The organism is Streptomyces sp. ITFR-6, assembly GCF_031844725.1.
Taxonomy (GTDB): Bacteria; Actinomycetota; Actinomycetes; order Streptomycetales; family Streptomycetaceae; genus Streptomyces.
The window spans coordinates 4,823,674-4,842,426 of sequence record NZ_CP134612.1; the positions used below are offsets into that span (position 1 = coordinate 4,823,674).

Sequence of the window (18,753 nt, forward strand, 5' to 3'; positions counted from 1 at the left end):
CTTACGCGAGCGCCTTGGCCTCCGTCACGAACCGCTCGATCAGCGCCGGGTCCTTCACCCCCCGGGAGCTCTCGACGCCGCTGGAGACATCGACCCCCCAGGGCCGCAGCCCCGCCACCGCCCCGGCGACGTTGTCCGGGTCCAGCCCGCCGGCCAGCAGCCACGGACCGGCGGGGGAGCCGCCGAGCGCGGCCGGGTCCCAGCGCTCGCCGGAACCGGGGCTGGGCGAGTCGATGATCAGCAGGTCCTCCCCGTACGCCCCGCTCTCCAGCGGCGCCCCGCTCCCCGGCGACGCGGCCCGGATCAGCCGGAACCCGTCGGCGCGCAGCGCGGCGAACGCCTCGGGCGGCTCCGAGCCGTGCAGCTGCACGGTGTCGACGCCCGCCTCCGCGGCGGCCCCGCGCACCTCTTCGAGCGGCTCGCCCCGGAACACGGCGACCGTGGCGGTGCCCTCCGGCACCTCCGCGACCAGCGCGCGGACGGCGGCCGGGGTGACCTGGCGGGGGCTCGGCGTGAGGACGAAGCCGATCGCGTCGGCCCCGGCCCGGACGGCGGCCGCCACATCCTGCGGGCGGCTCAGGCCGCATACCTTGACGTACACATCTGCCTCCTGGAAGCGGAACGGAAAACGGTTGATCACCGTACGGCGGTCATGGACGTATGGGCGTACGGCGGCTCATGACCGTACGGCCGTGCGGGAGCACAGGAACACCAGCGCGCCCGCGGTCAGCCCGCCCGCCGTCACGGCCAGCGCGGCACGCGGGCCGACCGCCGCCGCGAGCAGTCCGCCGAGCAGCCCGCCCAGCGGGATCACCGCCCAGGTCAGGAACCGGAAGGTGGCGCTGACCCGGCCGATGAGTTCGGCGGGCACGGTCGCCTGGCGCAGCGTGATCGAGTGGATGTTGAAGACCGCGATGCCGAAGCCGTTGAGGACATAGCCGACCCCGAGCAGCAGATGCCCGGTGCCGCTGCCGGAGCCGGGTGCCAGCGGCAGCAGCAGGGTCGCGGCGGAGGCCACCACCATGCCGAGGACCATCGTGCGGCCTACCCCGAGCCGCGCCCCGAGCGGGCCCGCGGACAGTGCGCCGCCGAACGCGCCGAGGCTGCCGACCGCGATGATCACGCCGAGACCGGCCGGGCCGAGGTGCAGCTCCCGGATGCCGTAGAGCGGGAAGACGACCAGGACGATGTCCCAGAGCAGGTTGTACCAGGACGCGTGCAGCATGATCACCCGCAGCAGCCTGCTGTGCAGCGTCATGCGCAGCCCGGCGGCGATCTCCTTGCGGATGGAGGGGCGGGCACCGTCCGGGCGGACCGGCGGCGTCTCCGGCGTACGGATGCGCAGCAGCATCACGGCCGAGAAGAGGTAGCCCGCGCAGTCGACGAGGATCGCGACGGGCGCGGTGAGCACCTGGATCAGGGTGCCGCCGAGCCCCTGCCCGGCGGTCTCCGCGACCGAACGGCTGGCCTGGAGCTTGCTGTTGCCCTCGACCAGCTGCTCCTTGGCCACCAGCGAGGGGACGTACGCCTGGTACGCCACGTCGAACAGGGCGGTGAGCACCCCGGTGGCGAACGCCACCGCGCACAGGGCCCAGACGCCGAGCCCGCCCAGCCAGGCCAGCAGCGGCACCGCGGTGAGGACCGAGGCCCGCCCGAGGTTCGCGGCGATCAGCAGCGGGCGGCGGCGCACCCGGTCGGCCAGCACTCCGGCGAACAGGGTGACGCAGAGCACCGGCAGGTACTGGGCGCTGTTCAGCAGCCCCAGCTGGGTCGGGCCCGCGTCGAGCAGCACGATCGCGGTGACCGGCAGGGCCAGTTCGGTGACCCGGGAGCCGAGCAGCGAGACCGTCTGGCCGGCCCACAGCCTGCGGAAGTCCCGGTGGTGCCAGAGTCCGCGCGGTGGCTCGGGGGCCTGCTGTCCGGACCGGTCCAGGAGCTCAGAGGACGACATGGGCCGCCTCCCGGACTGCCGGACCCCTGGTGTCGGTGGAGTGCGCGTCGAGCGGGTGCCAGTCGAGCCGGTAGGAGGCCATCGTCCGCCGGATCGCCGCTTCGACCTCCTCGGAGGTGCCTGCCCGGTAGCGGAACGTCCCCGCCGTGTGCACGGCGCCGCCGTTGCCGCTGAGCACGGTGCCGGGGGGCGGCAGCGTCTCGGCGTACAGCTCGGGCACCCGGTCCACCAGGGAGGTCACCGATTCCACCACGGCCGGGCGGACGGGCGGTTCGGGCATCATCAGGTACCCGGCGACCGGTCCTGCCAGGTCCATCGGGGCGATGCGGAGCTCCTCGCCGAGCTGCACCAGCGCGGAGGCGGCGACCAGGTCGACCCCGTACACCTCCTCCCAGACGTAGCGGACCTGGCCGCCGCCGGCCCGCGCCCCGATCTCCAGGAACACCAGGTCGTCACCGTCGCCCGAAAGTCCCGCGGTGCGGAACACCTCCAGGTGGAAGACGTCGTCGGTGAGCGCGAGGGCGGCGCAGACCCGCTCCGCGAAGGCGGTCACCCGCCGTTCGAACTCCGGGTCGTCGTTGGCGACCGAGCTGAAGGCCGTACCGGTGGCGAAGTCCAGGCAGCTGGCGCCGCAGCGCCAGGCGCGCGAGGTGAGCAGTTCGCCGCCGCTCACCACTCCGTCGATCTGGTAGAGCACCCCGTCGATGAACTCCTCGCACTGGGCGTCGGACAGCTCCGCGCCGTCCAGCAGGACGTCCAGTTGGTCCTGCGAGCGGACCACGTGCACGCCCTGGCTGTCGGCGCCCGCACGCGGCTTGAGGACGAACGGGCAGCCGTGCCGGGCGGCGAACTCCCGTACCGCACCGGCGTCCGGCGTCTCCGCGAACGCGGGCACCCGCAGGCCGGCCGCCGCGACCAGCCCCTTCATCACGACCTTGTCCCGCACGGCGGCGACCTCCGCGGGGCCGCGCCCCGGGATACCGAAGTGCCGGCGGATCTCGCCCGCCGCCTCCAGGTCGAATTCGGAGAGCGCCAGTACGTGGGTGAACGGGCCGTAGAGGCCGATGAGCCTCGCTGTCTGGGCCAGGACCTCCGCGGTGTCGGTGAGATCGGAGACCACCCGGACGGACTCGGCCAGTTCCTCGTCGAGCGGCTGCCGGCCTGCGGCGGTGGTGAGGTAGGCGATGCGGTCGGTGGTGTGGTCGAGGTAACGGTGGTACTCCGCGAAGGAGTTGGCCCAGCGGTTGAGGATCAGGACATGGCGGTTCATCGGTTCTCCGGATGGTCGGTAAGACGTGCGGGTCGTTCAGCTGAAGGTCACGGCGCGCTCGGCACGCCGCAGGACCCCCGCGGTCTCCCGGTACGAGGCGCCCGCGGCGAGCACGTAGCCGAGCCGGCCGGAGGAGCTGCCGGGCTCGGAGAGCGCACTGCCCGGTGGCAGCAGGACGGCTATCTCCCGCACCCGGGGATCGGACTCGATCACCGGGTCGACGCGGAACTCGCGGTAGGTGTCGAGCCCCGGCCGCAGGAAGTAGCGGATACCGGCCCGGGTGCCGGAACGTGCCTTGGCCGGGGCGGGGTTGGGCAGGCCCAGGTAGCAGCGCAGCATGATCTCGTACAGGTCGTGGCCGCGGGCCAGGCGCAGCAGCTCCGGGATGCGGTCGCCGGGCAGCCGGGCCGCGACCTCCATCAGCAGCGGGCCGCGCGCGGCCATCCGCAGCTCGGCGTGGAACGGTCCGATGCCGAGCGCGACGGCCTCCAGGATCCGCACGACGTAGGAGCTGATCCGGTCGGCCGTCCGCGCGTCCAGCCGGGCCGGCACGATGTGCCCGACCTCGACGAAGTGCGGTTCCTGCCCGAGGATCTTCTCCGTGATGGCGAGCACGTGCACCCGCCCGTCCTCGACGTACCCCTCGACGCTGTACTCCGGTCCCTGGACGTACTCCTCGACCAGCACCAGCCCGGGGCCGTCCGAGCCGGCGGACCGGCCGGTGCGCAGCGCCCGGCGGAACGCGCCGACGGCCTCCCGTTCGGAGGACACCCGGCGCACGCCGAGGCTCCCCGACTGGTCGACCGGCTTGACCACGCAGACCGGGCCGAGCTCCGCGTACGCGGCGGCGGCGGAGCGCGAGCAGGAGACGGTCCGGTAGCGGGGCTGGTCGAGGCCCGCCGCGTCCACGGCCCGGCGCATCCGGTGCTTGTGGCGCAGCGGTGCCACGCCGTCCGGGGGGATGCCGGGCAGGCCGAGCGCGGCGGCGGCGTGGGCGGCGAGCGAGACGAAGTGCTCGAAGCCGGGGAGGACCGCGTCGACCGGGGTCTCGGCGTGCAGGGCGCGGAGCAGGCCGAGCACGGCGGCCCGGTCGTGGGTGTCCGCGTGGATCACCCGGTCGGCCTTCCCCGGGTCCTGGCCGGGCCCGGTGGCCGAGCTCAGGACGATGACGGTGTGCCCGAGCTCGTGCGCCCGGGTCACCAGCTCCAGCCCCGAGGAGCGGGGCTCGATGATCACAACGGTGCTCATGCCGCTTCCTGCGGGACGCTGGTGCCGGAGGCCGCGAACGCCGCGGTGCGGGCGGTGTCCAGGAGCTCCATGGACTCCAGGTGCAGGGCGAGATCGCTGCGCGGTGCCGGGCGCTCGCCGCGGAAGTGCTCGTAGGCCTGCTCGATGAACCGGGTCAGCGGGGCGTCCTGGACGACCGTGCGGACCGGGCGTCCGGCGATGCGGACCTGGCCGAAGTCGTCGTCCCCGGAGACGGGGTAGTCGGCCACGAGGGTGCCCTCCGAGCCGTGGATGTGCAGCCGGCGGCGGCGTACGGGCGAGGCGAGATCGGTGTACAGCGTGGTCCGGACGCCGGAGGTGTGCAGCAGTTCGACCTCGGCGCCGCCCATCCGGTCGAGCCGCCCGAACGGCAGCGGCAGGTCCCAGCCGCGCGACTCGGTGACCTCCGCGACGGACCCCGCGAGGTGCAGGGCGAGCAGCAGCTGGTGCGGCAGCTCCACCTCGAAGGCACTGCCGTGGCCCTGGGTCTGCAGCGAACGGCGGAAGCGCGGCTTGCTCTGCTCCATGTGGTACGAGACCGGCTCACCGATCGCCCCGGAGGCCACCAGCTCCTCCGCGGCCTCGGTGACCCGGCTGGACGGCCAGACGCTCATCGGCAGCACCACGGAGCCGGTCGCCTCCGCCAGGTCCACCAAGTAGGCGGCGTCCTCGATGGTGTTGGCGATCGGCTTCTCCAGGATGAAGCGCTGGGCCCCGACACGCAGGAGCTGCTCCATGCAGTCCCGGTGCGCGTTCGGCGGCACGGCCACGTGGAAGACGGCGTCGGCCACCCGGTGCCCCGCCGCCCACAGCTCGGCCACCGCGCCGCGGATGTCCGGTACCCACTCCCCTCCGATCACCTCGGCGGGACGCGGGTCGACGGCGATCACCAAGGACCGGCCGCCGGTGATGTCCCGCAGCGCCCGATGGTGGAGATCGCGGCCCGCATGCCCGTATCCGACGATGACGGAAGGTGAATTGCCTTTCTTCCTCATCTGTTTACCGCCCTTCGCTGTCGTAGTGAAAAGAGCGTCGCAGCGGTTCGGCGGATGCAGCCAGGCCAATTCCCGTGACCCTGGCCGGACCACTTGGTATCGGTTCGTCCGGAGACGGTGGTACGCCGAAAGGAACACGGTGGGGTGCCGAGGTGGCATCGGTGGAACGGGCTCCCGCGCACGGTCGCTGGATACGCTTGTTCGGATATTCGGTATCTGCCTTTCCTTGCGCGTAATTCACTGGGTGTCATATTCCGCTCACGGAATTACCGCGTCCGTTAATTCATCTGGAGAAGGAGACAGTCGATGACCCTCGAAGGCCGGGCAGCTCTGGTCACCGGTGGTTCCCGCGGCATCGGGCGGGCCATCGCGCTCCGTCTCGCCGCCGTCGCCGTGAACTACCGCTCCCGCAAGGACGAGGCCGAACGCACCGTCGAGGAGATCACCGCACTCGGCGGGCGGGCCATCGCCCTCCAGGCCGACGTGGCGGACCCCGGGGCCGCCCAGCGGCTGGTGGACGAGACGACGGCCGGCCTCGGCGGGCTGCACATCCTGGTGAACAACGCCGGAGTGGCCCGCGACGGGCTCATCTTCGACCAGTCGCCCGAGGACTGGTGGGAGGTGCTCCGGGTCAACATCGGCGGCGTCTACCACTGCACCCGGGCGGCCGCCGGGCACTTCATGTCCCAGCGCGACGGCAACATCATCAACATCTCCTCCGTCATGGGCGAGGGCGGCTGGATCGGCCAGTCCAACTACTCCGCCTCCAAGGGGGCCGTCAACTCCTTCACCCGGGTCGCCGCCGTCGAACTGGCCCGCTTCGAGGTCAGGGTCAACGCGGTCCTCGCCGGGTTCACCGAGACGGAGCTGATCGGCGGACTGCTGGAGAAGGACGGCGGCCGGAGCATCAAGCGCCAGCTGCCGCTGCGCGAGTTCGCGACGCCCGAGCAGGTGGCCGGCGCGGTGTCCTTCCTGGCCGGCGAGGACTCCTCGTACATCACCGGCGAGCTGCTGCGCGTGGACGGCGGCTGGGCGGGCCAGCTCGGTCTGGGACGTGCCAAGTAGCGCGCCGCTCGCCCACGCGGCAGGCCCCGTAACCGGTGAGCGGTTACGGGGCCTGCCTGGTGCCTGTCTCCGTCCGGTCAGCCGATCCGGGCCAGGCCGCGGGCGTTACGGCGCTGCGAGCCGCGTGAGACGGCCAGCGGGTCCCAGCCGTCCGCGCGCTCCGGGAGCAGTTCGGGGTCGCCCAGGAGCGCGCCCCCGTGCACCTCGGCCATCAGGGCGCGGCCCAGGATCTGCCCGGCCAGCACCATGCCGCCGACCGCGGAGCCGGTGATCCCGGTGCCGTGCCGGGTGTTGGTGCCTACCACATGCAGCCCCTCGATGGTGGTGCGGGTGTCGGGGCGGCTGCCCGTGCCGCCCCACTGGGCCAGCCCGTACGGCGTCCCGCCGGTGGCCAGCGTGTAGCGCTCGTGGGTGATCGGGGTCGCCGTCTCCAGGTGCACGATGTGGTCGCGGAACGGGCCGAGCACCTCCTCCGCCGTACTCAGCATCGACGCGGTCAGCTCGGCCTTGCGCTCCTGGTAGCCCCCGTTGCGCCGGTAGCGCTCACCGGCCGCGGGCCCCTCGTTCACCCCCCAGTACTCGTAGCCGGGCGGACACAGCGTCATCACCTGGAAGTTGCTGTGCCCCGGCGGGCAGACGGCCGGCGTGTCCGGGTCCTTCAGCGAGGCGAACGACGCGAACAGGAACGGCACCGGGCTGATGCTCTCCTTCTCCAACTGCTCGTAGTAGCCCTCGATGTCGGCGTCCCTGTACCACCACAGATTGGCGTTCGGACGGGCCGGCAGCTCCTTGTCGAGCGCGACGTAGAGGGTGGCCAGCGGCAGCGCCATCTTCGCCTGCCGGGTACGGGAGACCACCCGGCGGCCGAAGTGCTCCTCGCCCACCAGGTCCAGCACCGTCCGCGAGTAGTCCGCGTTCGACACCACCAGCGGGGCTCGGAGGACGTCGCCGTCCTTCATCCCCACCCCGGTGACCCGGCCGTCCTCGACGAGGATGCGCTCCACCCGGCTCCTGGTCCGCAGCTCTCCGCCGTGCGCCTCAAGGCCCTCGACCAGCGCGGCCGCGAGCACCTGGCCGCCGCCCTCCGGGTAGTAGGCGCCCCGCAGATAGTGGTCGGTGACCGCCGCGTGGGTGGAGACGGTGGCCTGGCGCGGCCCCATCCCGTAGTTGGGCGACTGGGCGGCCAGCACGGTACGGGCCCGGGGCGACAGCCCGCAGTGGTCGAACAGCTCGGTGAGGGTACGGCGTCCCCACTCGGCGGTGACCGGCGTGCGCGCCAGCAGGTCCGCCAGTGAGGGTCCGCCGTCCTCCAGCATCATCGAACGGGTCTCGGCGGCCACAGACCGGCAGATCCCGGTGAACCGCACGATGCCCGCGCTCCGGTCGGGCAGTGCCGCCGTCAGCCGCTTCGTATAGGCCTCCCAGCCGACCGGCACGTCCACCGTGAGACCCGGGATCTCGATCCGGTCGAAGCCGTTCCGGTCCATCTCCCGGTAGGAGACCCGGCCGTCGAGCCCCAGCCCGGAGAAGATCGCCGGCAGCACTCCGTCCGGCCCGCAGTCGCCCAGGTAGTGGACGCCCACGTCGAACTCGTAGGCCCGGCGGCGGCGGAAGACATGACTGTTTCCCCCCGCCACGTCGTGCTGCTCCAGTACGAGGACGCGGCGCCCGCTCACGGCCAGGTACGACGCGCACACCAGGCCGCCCATGCCGCTGCCGACGACTATCGCGTCCCACTCATCCCGCTTCACCATGGGGCTCAACCGTCCTGTTCTTGTAGGCGGGACTCAGACCCGCTCGCGTACGACCAGCGCACCGGCGTTGCCGTCGTGGCCGACCGAGGTGATCAGCCCGACGCGGGGGCCGTTGCCGCCCGGCGCGCTCTTCCAGCGGGCGAGCAGCGCCGCGAGCTGCAGGGCGCCGCCCGCGCTGTACGTCTCGCCCAGCACCTCGGTCACCCGCACCGGCTCCGGCAGCCGGCCCAGGGCGAGCCGCACCGCGCGCTCCTCCAGCCGGTCCAGCCCGATGTGGTCACCGGCGCCCAGGGAGACGGCCGCCACGTCCTCCGCCGCCACCTGGCTGCGCTCCAGGGCCCGGGTGATGGCGTCGGCCAGCCCGTTCGTCAGGCCGCGGTGGAGGCCGGCCCGGCGGCTGACCCCGGTCCACCCGTAGAAGCCGACCTCGCAGGCCAGCAGCTCCGCGAGGACCGGTTCGCCGGGGGTCTCCTCGGCCCGGACGACGAACACGGCGCTGCCCTCGCCGACCGGTGCGGCCTCCCGCAGCGTCCCGGCGTGGTGCCAGGCCCAGGCGACCGGGGCGCTGAGCTCCTCCGCACCGCCGACGAGCAGTGTCCCGGCACGCCCCGCCGCCATGGCCAGCCGGGCGTGCCGGAAGGCGTACAGGCTGGCGCTGCGGCCGCCGGCCACGGTGGCGTTCAGGCCCTTGAGCCCGTGCCGGATGGCCATCTGCCCGGCGCTGCAGTTCATGACGCTGCCCGCGAACTTGCCCGGGTTGATCAGGTAGGGCTTCTCCAGGGTGAGGGTGTCGTACAGCAGGTCGGAGTAGCCCGCGATGCTGCCGGTGTTGGTGGCCAGCACCACACCGGTCCTGGCCGGCTCGGTACCGGCGGAGGCCGGGCCCGCCTCTTCGAGCGCCTGCTTGCAGGCGACCAGGCTGAGACCGGCCAGCCGGTCGAGGATCTTGGTGCCCTTGCGCCCCAGGTGGTCCGCGGCCCGGAAGCCGGACACGGACCGGACCGGACGCGGCGGGTAGGCCGCGTCCCGCCCGGCCGCGTCCGGTTCCCCGGCCTCCTGCGGCACGGAGCCCCGGTCCAGCGCTCCGGCCAGGGACGCCAGTCCGTAGCCCGCGCCGGAGACCACTCCGGCGCCGACGACCGGCAGGGGCTGCACGGGCGCGGCCGTGGTCACAGGTACCTCCCGAGGATGGTGATGACGTTGTTCCCGCCGAAGGCGAAACCGTGGTTCTGGACGATCTCCACCCGGGCGTCCCGGCCCACACCCGGCACGCAGTCCACGCCGGGCCCCAGCTCCGGGTCGGTCTCGACCAGGTTCGCGGTGGGCGGCAGGAACCCCTGCTCCAGGGCGGCGCAGCAGGCGATCGCGCCGAAGCCGCTGGCCGCGCCCATGGTGTGGCCGAGCATCGACTTGATCGAGCTGATCGGCGGCAGCCGGTCCCCGAAGACCTGGCGGACCGCCCGCACCTCGGTCGCGTCGTTGGTCGGAGTGCCGGTGCCGTGGGCGCAGATGTAGTCGATCTGCTCCGGTACGACACCGGCGTTGAGGTGTGCGGCCCTGATGCAGTCCGCGATGCTGGTGGCGTCCGGGTGCACCATGTGGGACGCGTCGCAGTTGGCGGCGTACCCGAGGACCTCCGCGTAGATACGGGCGCCGCGCTCCAGCGCGTGGTCGAGCGGTTCGAGCAGCAGCGCCGCCCCGCCCTCGCCGGTGATGATGCCCGAGCGGTTGGCGTCGAACGGCTGCGGCAGGTCCTCCGCCATGGCGCCCAGCGCGTAGAACCCGGCATGGGTCAGCCGGTTCACCGAGTCGGCGCCGCCGGCCAGCATGAAGTCGGCCTCGCCCAGGCGCACCATGTCGAAGGCGTACCCCAGCGCGTAGTTGCTGGCCGAGCAGGCGGTCGGGATGGTCTGGGCGTCGCCGCTCAGGCCGAGTTCTGCGTTGACGGCGCCGGCGATCTGACCGGCCGGCAACTGGCCGACCAGCCGGGGCTCCAGGCCCTTGAGGCCCTGGGTGACCCACTGGCCGCCCAGGCTCTGGGCGACCGCGGACTCGCCGCTGGTGGTGCCCATGATCGAGCCGGACCGGGCGGCGGAGAGCTGCTCGGGGTCGATGCCGGAGTCCTCGACCGCCAGCCGGGAGGCGGCGGCCGCGAGGAGGGCGCTGCGGCCCCACCGCTCGGGGTCGAGGTGGTTCAGGAGGGCGGCCGGTTCGAAGTCCTCGACCTCTGCGGCCTTTCGGCTGGGGAACGGGGTGGCGTCGAAGCTGCGGGCCGGCCCGATGCCGACCCGGCCCGCCCGGAGGGAATCAGCGAAGAGCTCGACGCCGATTCCCACCGGGCTGACCGCTCCGAGTCCCGTGATGACGACTCGGCGCAAGGTCGGCTCAGGCATTCCGTGCGCATCCCTCGACGGCGAGCAGCAGCGCCCTGAGTGTGGTGAGCGACTCCAGGTCCGCCTTGGGGAGGACGAAGCCGAGCTCCTTCTCTATGCGGGAGACGACGGTTATCAACGTGAGCGAGTCACTGTCGTAGTCCTCGATGAAGTGGCCGTCCTCGGTGAGCTCGTCGTCGTCCAGCTCCAGTTCCTCGTTGACGATGTCGATGACACGGATCCGCAGCTCGGCATCCAGTTCCACGGTCTGCACGGTCATGATGGGTCCTTTCGTGAAGAGAAAACGTGAGTGGTTCGCGTCCACTGGTGGTGGGGGGTGCGGGTGGGGGCGCGGCTGTTGTGGGGGCGTGGGGCTGAGGGGGGAAGTGGGGGATCGGGGCGGGACGGGTCAGACGGCGGCCGGGGTCGGCGGCTTGAGGGTGATCGCGCCGATCTGGGTCAGCAGCAGGAGGTCCTGGCGGAAGCCCCAGTGCTCGACGACCTTGCCGTCCTCGATCCGGTAGATGTGGGTCTGCTCGACGTCCACGTCGGCGCCGGACGGCTCGAAGCCGAGGAAGTCACCGGTGTGCTTGCCGGTGAAGCGCAGCCGCAGGACCGCGCGGTCGCCCTCGGTGAAGCTGTCCAGCTCCTCCCACTTGGCGCCCTCGAAGGCGCTGTGGACCCAGCGGGCGGTCCCGAGGTAGCCGTACGGGCCGCCCGGGACGCCGGGCTGCGCCTCGTGGTCGACGAAGGAGTCGGCGACGTACTTGAGCGCGGCCTCCTCGCTCAGGTCGTTGAAGATCAGGCCCATGTTGATGGAGAGTTCGAGTGCTTCGCTGCTCATCTGCTTGCTCCTCAATGGTGGGGAAATGTCCGGGGATTCACCCCCGGAGGTCTGTGGGTGGGCTCAGTGGCCGGCGCCCAGGCCGCCGGTGACCGGGATGACTCCGGCGGTCACGTACGAGGCGTCCTCGCCGGCGAGGAAGCGCGCGGCGGCGGCGACTTCCTCGGGGGTCCCGGTACGGGCCAGCGCCGTCCTGGCGAGCGCGGCCTTGCGGCGCGCGTCGGTGACGTCCTCGACCATGTCGGTCTCGATCATTCCGGGAGCCACCACGTTGACGGTGATGTTGCGCCGGCCCAGCTCGATCGCGAGCGACCTGGCGAATCCGATCAACGCCGCTTTGGAGGACGCGTAGTTGGTCTGCCCCGGAGCGCCGGACATGCTGTTGATGGACGACATGTAGATCAGCCGGCCCCAGCGGGCCTTGATCATCGCGGGGACGACCTCCCGGGTGACGCTGACGGCCCCCTGGAAGTTGGTCTCCATCACGGCGCGGAAGTCTTCCTCCGGCATGCCGATCAGCAACTGGTCCCGGGTGATGCCCGCGTTGGAGACCAGGATCTCGGTGTCACCCTGCTGGATGGACACCTCCTCGACCGCGGCCTTGATCTGGGCCGGGTCGGTCACGTCGCACCGTACGGCGAAGAAGCCGGGCGGGGGCTCGCCGTTGCGGTAGGTGATGGCCACCTTGTGACCCTCGGCCGCCAGGGCGCGGGCGGTGGCGAGGCCGATGCCCCGGTTTCCGCCGGTGACGAGTACGGAGCGGCTCATATGGACTTCCTCCTGGTCTCGTCCCACAGGGACGCGAGCTGGTCGCCGGCGCTCTCGGCGTCGGTGAAGAGCACCGCGTGCCAGCCGAGTGCCTCGGCACCGGCACAGTTCTGCGGGAGGTCGTCCACGAGCACACAGCGCTGCGGAGGTACGCCCGCCCGCCGCGCGGCGAGTTCGAACATGCCGGGGGACGGTTTGCGGTGACCCACCTCGAAGGAGAGGAGCACGTCGTCCCAGAGCCCGTCGGGCTCGATCATGCGGCGCCAGTACGGGTCCCAGGCCGGCACCATGTTGGAGAGCATCCCGACGAACGCGCCCCGCTCCCGCATCTTGCGCAGCTGGGCCAGCCAGGCGTGGTTGGTCTCCCGCCCGTCGAACCAGGCGTCCGCCATCGTGGTGAGCCGGAGGTGGACACCGTGCTCGGCCTCCAGCACGTCACCGACCTCCTGGAGCCACTCCTCCTCGGTCACCAGCGGGGTGTCGATCGGCAGCATGATGTCGGTGGTGCCGTACCGGGCGGTGACGGTGGCCAGCGCCCGGCCCAGGACCACCTGGTCGAGGCCCATCGAGGCGCAGAACGTCTTCATGGTGTGGCCGAGCGGAGGAGTGAGGACCCCGCCGAAGTCCGACCAGACGGCCAGTGGGGGCGATGTGGTGTCAGACATGACGGGGCCTCAGAATCCTTGGAGGTGGGAGACGTCGACGACGGTGACGGTGAGTTCCGCGATCTCCTGGCCGTCCTGGCGGAAGCCGACCCGTACCGTGTGCCGGCCGTCGCTCGCGGGAGTCCGCTCTGCGGTCGCGGTCAGAGGGACGTCCAGTTCCGCGAACCGCTGGAACCCGGCCTCGTAACCGGCGGCGAAGAGGCCCCCGGAACCGGAACCCGAGCCGGACGTGGAGCCGGAGCCCGGCGCGGCGGCCGCCGTCAGCAGCGCCAGCTGGCGGGCCGCCTCGACCAGGGCCATCGCCGGCAGATGGTCGTAGGAGTGGTCGAACAGCGCCGGGTTGTCGAAGCGCGGTACGACCTGGGCCGACACGGACCCCTCGGTGAACTCCGGCTCCGTCAGCACGACGTTCAGCGGGTTGTCGCGGCCCACCAGCTCCGGCGCCCCCCGCCGGACGACGCCCGGCCACTCGGTGAACTCCGTACTGAGCGGCGCGGGCGTGCCGCGCTGGGCGTGCCGCAGGATCTCGTTCTCGTCCCCCTTGAGGAAGAGCACGTCCATGGAGTGGTCGCCCACGTGCACGTCACCCATGTAGATCCGCTGCTCCAGCCGGCCCTTGCGGAACCGGCCGCTGTGCCGGGCGGTCTTGCCGAAGAAGTCGGTGTCGATCCGGGGCGGCCCCGGTTCGCCGCCGATCCGTAGCGCGGACAGATTCCGCAGCGAGAACTGGAAGGCGTGCACGATGGCGACGGTTCCGGCCGGCACCCCGGCGTTGGTGTGGCCACCCGCGATCGAGGCCTGCCGCCCGGCCTCCAGCAGCAGCAGGGAGTCGTGCAGCTTCGGCCTCGGCCGGTGGTCGCTGTAGTAGAGGTGGGTCAGCGGCAGGTGGATGCCCGCGGTCACCGCCATCGGACGTACGTTCTGGACGTCCGTGACGAAGACCTCGGATATCGCGGACCGGTGCGCGAGGGAGCGCTCGATGGTGCGCCCGTATTCGAGGTCGGGCCGCACGCTCTGCGTGGCGTCTTCCAGCACCTGGGTGGTCATCGGTTTCCTCCAGACCTGTTTTCGGGGTGGATCTGCGGGGCGGTGGGGCGGGGCGGGACCGGTCGGCCGGCCCCGCCCCACCCGGGGGCGGCTCCGGTCAGGCGACCGTGACCGCCGCCGAGCTGTCCTCGGCGGCCGCGGTCTCCTGCGCCGCCTTGTCGCCGGCCAGCTCCGAGCTCCGCCGGATGAGCAGTCCGCTCACCGCGCCGAGCAGCACCACGATCACGCCGACCCACAGCGCGGCCTCCAGGCCGTCGGTGAACGCCGAGGCCGGGTCGCCCGAGGTGTTGTCGGCGAACTGGCGGCTGAACACGGTGGTGAGCGCGGCCACACCGAGCGCGCCACCGAACTCACGGCTGGTGTTGTTGGCACCGGACGCCTTGTTCTGCTCGTTCTCCGGCACCGCCGAGATCACCGTGGCGGGGTTGCCCGCGAAGACCAGCCCCATGCCGATACCGGCCAGGGCCAGCGCGGGCACCATCGCGCCGTAACCGACGTCCGGTGTGATGACCAGGGCGATCCAGCCGAGGCCGATGCCCTGCAGGGCGCAGCCCGCGGCCTGCAGCACACCGCCGCCGATCCGGTCCACGAACTGGCTGGCGACGGGCACCACGAACATCGGCGCCAGCGTCCACGGAATGGTGCGCAGACCCGCCTCGAAGGGGGTGTAGCCCATCGGGCCCTGGAGGAACTGGGTGAGGTAGAAGATCGACCCGAAGACACCGAAGTACATCGTGATCGACACCACGTTGCTCAGCACGAACGCCCGCGCCCGGTACAGATGCGAGGGAATCAGCGGCTGGCTGCTGGAGCGCTCGGACACGATGAACGCCACCGCGAGGACCACCGTGAGGGACAGCCCGATGATCGTGCTGGTGCTGGTCCACCCGTGGTCGGCGGCCGAGACGATGCCCCAGACGGCCGACACGACGGAACCGGTCACCAGGACCATGCTCGGGACGTTCAGGCTGCGCTCCCTGCCCCGGCTCTCCTTGACCGCCCAGAGGGCCAGCGGCAGGGCGATGAGGCCGACGGGCACGTTGATCCAGAAGATCCAGCTCCACGAGATCTTCTCGGTGACCAGACCGCCCGCGAGCGGACCGGCCGCGATACCGAGGCCGTTGACCCCGCCCCAGACCCCGACCGCCAGGTTCCGCTGCGCCCGGGAGACGGCGCCGACGGCCAGCGTGAGCGAGACCGGAAGGATGGCGGCCGCACCCGCGCCCTGGAACACCCGGGCGATGACCAGCGTGACGACCGAACCGGCCATCGCACAGGCCACGGACGACACGGTGAACAGGGCGATACCGCCGAGGAACACCCGACGGCGGCCGAAGCGGTCACCCAGTGCCGCACCGGCCAGCAGCAGACCCGCGAAGGCCAGCACGTAGCCGTTCATCACCCACTGCAGCTCGGACTGCTTGACCTCGAAGTCCTTGCCGATCTCCGCCAGCGCGTTGGTGACGACGAGGTTGTCCAGCGAGACCATGAACATGGGCAGCGACGTGGCGATCAGCGCCCAGAGAACGCCGTTGCGTTTGGATTCGGTCATCGGTGGTTCCCCCTGTTGCTCGTGGAGTGACGGCTCACGGAGTGGTGGCCGGTGGCGTGGTGCTTCGTGCCGGCGCGGGCCACACGGCGCAGCGTGATCCGGTCCGAGGTCTCCCCGGCCAGCACCACACCGACCTCACCGCTGAGCACGTAGTCGCCGTACGGCGTGACGGCCACCGTCGTGGGGCCGGAGACCGGCCACGGCTCCTCGCGCGAGCGGACGGTGGCGCTGCGCCAGCCGTCCTTCGAGTCCACGACCGTGACGGCGTCCACGCCGCCCGGCGCGCCGACGGCCTCACCGATGGAGTTGGTCACCACGACCAGGGAGCCGTCCGGGCGCAGTGCCAGGCCGTCCGTGCCCACCAGCGGCTGGGAGAGCTTGACCTCGGCCACCTTGCGGTGGGCCGGGGCGTTCGGGCTGATCCGGAACATGGCGCCGTTGTCGTAACGGAGCGCCAGCAGATAGCCGTCCGGGTGCCAGGTGATCCCGTTCAGGCCGACGATGTCCGCGGCGAAGCGGGGGTCGGTGACCACCGGGTGGACGTGGCCGGCCAGGTCGATCCGCTGGAGCGTGGCCGACACGGAGTCCGTGACGTAGATGTTGCCCCGGGGGTCGAAGGTCAGGTCGTTGGCGAAGGTGCGCGAGAGCCCCTTGGCGACGTCGATACGGCGCTGCAGCTTGCCGGTGTCCAGGGCGAAGACGGCCACGCCCGAGGTGGGCGGCTGGTCACCGACGTCCAGGCGCTGGCGGATCCAGAAGTCGCTGTAGGCGACCAGGATGCGGTTGCGCGCGGTGTCGACCCGGACCCCGAGTGTGGACACCATGCCGATGCTGGGTGCCAGCTCGGTGACGGTGCCGTCCAGCCGGACCACCGAGAGGGTGCCCTTCAGGGCGGAGCCGACCAGGAAGGCGCGGCGGGTGGGGTCCCAGGCGACGCCCTCCGGGTAGACGTCGGCCGCCCGGGTGTTGATCACGTCCGGCCCGGTGTGACGGACGGCGGCAGCCGCGGTGTGGGAGGACGAATTCGCCATGGCGGGGGCCGGGAGGGCTATCGGCGCGATCGCCGTGAGGACGGCCGCGGAGGCGAGCACGGCTCTTAGCGGAAATGCGCGGGACACGGTGTTCCTCTCATGGTGGGTCGGCTGGAATCCGTAGTACGCGTGCGGTGAGGGGGAGTACGGGACTGCGGAAATGCGGGACTGCGGGACTGCGGGACTTCGGAAATGCGGAATGCGGAAATGCGGGAATACGGGCACGCAGAACTACGGATTCCGGCTTCGCGGTGGGTGTGCGAACGGTCGGTTCGACGGGTGGTTCAACGGGCGGCTGTCACGGGCCGGCTCTCTCGGGCGTCGTCGCTGTCGGGGAACCGGGAAGGGTGGTGCCGTAACTCGCCATGGTGCGTATTCATTTGCGGTACACGAATGAATCTAGGCCGGTGGCCGCGCGATAAGTAGACGACCTAGGGCGTACCGGGGCTGTCTCCTTCGAGACATCCGGGAGCGCGGCGGCGGGGGCGGCGCCGGTGACATACGCGGGCGCGCACAGCGCTGAGGGCCGCCACCCGGTGATGCGGATGACGGCCCTCAGGAGCTGAGCGGCTCAGCGGCTCATGGGCTCAGCGGCTCACGGTCAGCTGCTCAGCGACTCACGCGATGTGGTCGGCCTCCAGCTCCGCGTGGTAGCGGTTCTTGAAGCCCTGGATCAGCTGGCGGAGCAGCGCCGCGCTGCGCGGGTGCCGCACGTTGTGGCCGTCCGACAGGTGTATGTCGAGGACCTCGATGCTCGGGTACGTGCTGTGCTGCGTCACGAATGCGGCGAAGACCTCGTAGGCGATCTCGCTGAACTCCGCGTCCTCCTGCGCCCACTCCTCCGCCCATTCCTCGGCCGCCTCCGCGACGGGCTTCTGCTCCTCCGGGAGCCGGCCGGCGTCGGCCGCGGGCGCACCGAAAGCCTCGGCCGCCTCGGCTGCCTCGGCTGTCTCGTGGACCGGCTGCTGCTGCTGCTCGGCGCCGGGGCCGGGCGCGCCGCCGATGGTGCCGACGTTGCCCAGCGAGCGGGTGCGGCCGGGTCCCGTCGGGATCATGACCGGGCCGGGCTCCTGGACGTCGAGGTACGTCGGGTTGTACGAACCCTCGTACGCGCCGTCGGGCGACTGGGCCGCGAACCACGGGCTCTCGTGCGAATCGGGCGCGGGGGTCAGGATCGGGGCGTGCGGCTGGAAGGCGCTCTGGTGCTGGGACTGGTGCTGCGCCTGAGGCTGAGGCTGGAAGGCACTCTGGGACTGGTGCTGGGGCTGGTTCTCCTGGTGGCTGTGCTGCTGCTGGTTCTGCTGCGGCCCGGCGTACTGCTCCTGCCCCGGGGCGCCGACGAGTTCGGGCTGCTGGGAACGGGCGGTGTCGACGGCGGCGACAGCCCCGTCGGCGGGGGCCGGCGGCAGCAGCACGGGCTCGATGCCCGCGGCGGCGAGCCCGGCCGGGCCGGTCTCGGCCAGCGGAACGCCGAACTTCGCGAGGCGCAGCGGCATCAGGGACTCGACGGGGGCCTTGCGGCGCCAGCCGCGGCCGAACCGGGCCTGGAGGCGGGCCTGATAGATCAGCCGGTCCTGTTCGAGCTTGATGACCTGCTCGTACGAGCGCAGCTCCCACAGCTTCATCCGCCGCCACAGCCGGAACGTCGGCACCGGGGAGAGCAGCCACCGGGTGAGGCGGACCCCCTCCATGTGCTTGTCGGCCGTGATGTCGGCGATCCGGCCCACGGCGTGCCGGGCGGCCTCGACGGCGACCACGAACAGCACCGGGATCACGGCGTGCATGCCGACGCCCAGCGGGTCCGGCCACGCGGCCGCGCCGTTGAACGCGATCGTCGCGGCGGTCAGCATCCAGGCCGTCTGACGCAGCAGCGGGAACGGGATGCGCAGCCAGGTCAGCAGCAGGTCCAGCGAGAGCAGGACGCAGATCCCCGCGTCGATGCCGATCGGGAAGACCAGCGAGAAGTTCCCGAAGCCCTTCTCCAGGGCGAGTTCGCGTACCGCGGCGTAGGAGCCCGCGAAGCCGATCGCCGCGATGAGCACCGCACCGGCCACCACGAGCCCGATGAGTATGCGGTGCGTGCGTGTGAGCTGCATCGCGGCCACCCGCGATCCCCTTCCCGCTTCTTCGTCTCCGACGCCCGGTCCGGAGGAACGATGTGAGTTCTGGCGGG

General features: G+C 71.8%; 17 protein-coding genes. 1 reads left to right on the plus strand and 16 read right to left on the minus strand.

What is annotated here, in order from left to right:
* Position 1: 1 nt before the first annotated feature.
* From RLT59_RS21875 to RLT59_RS21895, 5 genes are all read right to left on the minus strand, one after another.
* Positions 2-601: a phosphoribosylanthranilate isomerase gene (locus RLT59_RS21875; RefSeq protein WP_311304958.1), complete on the minus strand. Its 600-nt coding sequence runs from the start codon at positions 599-601 to the stop codon at positions 2-4.
* A gap of 75 nt (positions 602-676) precedes the next feature.
* Positions 677-1,951, minus strand: a complete 1,275-nt coding sequence (locus RLT59_RS21880; RefSeq protein ID WP_311304959.1) for an MFS transporter — start codon at positions 1,949-1,951, stop codon at positions 677-679.
* Positions 1,938-3,221, minus strand: coding sequence for an ATP-grasp domain-containing protein (locus RLT59_RS21885; protein WP_311304960.1), 1,284 nt, complete (start codon positions 3,219-3,221; stop codon positions 1,938-1,940). The genes RLT59_RS21880 and RLT59_RS21885 overlap by 14 nt, the downstream gene beginning before the upstream one ends.
* A 36-nt stretch (positions 3,222-3,257) precedes the next feature.
* Complete coding sequence (locus RLT59_RS21890) at positions 3,258-4,469, minus strand: ATP-grasp domain-containing protein (protein WP_311304961.1); 1,212 nt, start codon at positions 4,467-4,469, stop codon at positions 3,258-3,260.
* The gene (locus RLT59_RS21895; protein ID WP_311304962.1) at positions 4,466-5,482 is read right to left on the minus strand and encodes a Gfo/Idh/MocA family protein; all 1,017 of its coding nucleotides are present in this window, start codon (positions 5,480-5,482) and stop codon (positions 4,466-4,468) included. The genes RLT59_RS21890 and RLT59_RS21895 overlap by 4 nt, the downstream gene beginning before the upstream one ends.
* Before the next feature lie 306 nt (positions 5,483-5,788).
* On the opposite strand from RLT59_RS21895, the gene RLT59_RS21900 reads away from it, so the two are divergent.
* Positions 5,789-6,547, plus strand: a complete 759-nt coding sequence (locus RLT59_RS21900) for an SDR family NAD(P)-dependent oxidoreductase (protein ID WP_311304963.1) — start codon at positions 5,789-5,791, stop codon at positions 6,545-6,547.
* A 77-nt stretch (positions 6,548-6,624) separates the two neighbouring features.
* On the opposite strand, the gene RLT59_RS21905 is transcribed toward RLT59_RS21900, so the two are convergent.
* The 11 genes from RLT59_RS21905 to RLT59_RS21955 form a co-directional block, all read right to left on the minus strand.
* A complete protein-coding gene (locus RLT59_RS21905) occupies positions 6,625-8,301 on the minus strand; it encodes a phytoene desaturase family protein (protein ID WP_311304964.1) in 1,677 nt (558 codons plus the stop codon).
* 33 nt (positions 8,302-8,334) lie between these two features.
* Positions 8,335-9,474: a beta-ketoacyl synthase N-terminal-like domain-containing protein gene (locus RLT59_RS21910; RefSeq protein WP_311304965.1), complete on the minus strand. Its 1,140-nt coding sequence runs from the start codon at positions 9,472-9,474 to the stop codon at positions 8,335-8,337.
* Positions 9,471-10,694 (minus strand): beta-ketoacyl-[acyl-carrier-protein] synthase family protein, encoded by a 1,224-nt coding sequence (locus RLT59_RS21915; RefSeq protein ID WP_311304966.1) that lies wholly within the window; start codon positions 10,692-10,694, stop codon positions 9,471-9,473. The genes RLT59_RS21910 and RLT59_RS21915 overlap by 4 nt, the downstream gene beginning before the upstream one ends.
* Positions 10,687-10,953 (minus strand): phosphopantetheine-binding protein, encoded by a 267-nt coding sequence (locus RLT59_RS21920; protein WP_311304967.1) that lies wholly within the window; start codon positions 10,951-10,953, stop codon positions 10,687-10,689. The genes RLT59_RS21915 and RLT59_RS21920 overlap by 8 nt, the downstream gene beginning before the upstream one ends.
* A gap of 129 nt (positions 10,954-11,082) precedes the next feature.
* The gene (locus RLT59_RS21925) at positions 11,083-11,517 is read right to left on the minus strand and encodes an ester cyclase (protein WP_311304968.1); all 435 of its coding nucleotides are present in this window, start codon (positions 11,515-11,517) and stop codon (positions 11,083-11,085) included.
* A 63-nt stretch (positions 11,518-11,580) separates the two neighbouring features.
* Positions 11,581-12,285 (minus strand): 3-oxoacyl-ACP reductase FabG, encoded by a 705-nt coding sequence (gene fabG, locus RLT59_RS21930; protein ID WP_311304969.1) that lies wholly within the window; start codon positions 12,283-12,285, stop codon positions 11,581-11,583.
* Entirely contained in the window at positions 12,282-12,950 is a 669-nt protein-coding gene (locus tag RLT59_RS21935) for an HAD family hydrolase (RefSeq protein ID WP_311304970.1), read from the minus strand. The genes fabG and RLT59_RS21935 overlap by 4 nt, the downstream gene beginning before the upstream one ends.
* Positions 12,951-12,959: 9 nt before the next feature.
* Positions 12,960-13,997 (minus strand): AfsA-related hotdog domain-containing protein, encoded by a 1,038-nt coding sequence (locus RLT59_RS21940; RefSeq protein WP_311304971.1) that lies wholly within the window; start codon positions 13,995-13,997, stop codon positions 12,960-12,962.
* A 97-nt stretch (positions 13,998-14,094) separates the two neighbouring features.
* Complete coding sequence (locus RLT59_RS21945; RefSeq protein WP_311304972.1) at positions 14,095-15,549, minus strand: MFS transporter; 1,455 nt, start codon at positions 15,547-15,549, stop codon at positions 14,095-14,097.
* Positions 15,546-16,640 carry an SMP-30/gluconolactonase/LRE family protein gene (locus tag RLT59_RS21950; RefSeq protein WP_311304973.1) on the minus strand — a complete coding sequence of 365 codons (1,095 nt, stop codon included), beginning with the start codon at positions 16,638-16,640 and terminating at the stop codon, positions 15,546-15,548. The genes RLT59_RS21945 and RLT59_RS21950 overlap by 4 nt, the downstream gene beginning before the upstream one ends.
* 557 nt (positions 16,641-17,197) lie before the next feature.
* A complete protein-coding gene (locus RLT59_RS21955; RefSeq protein WP_311304974.1) occupies positions 17,198-18,676 on the minus strand; it encodes a DUF2637 domain-containing protein in 1,479 nt (492 codons plus the stop codon).
* Positions 18,677-18,753 lie beyond the last annotated feature (77 nt).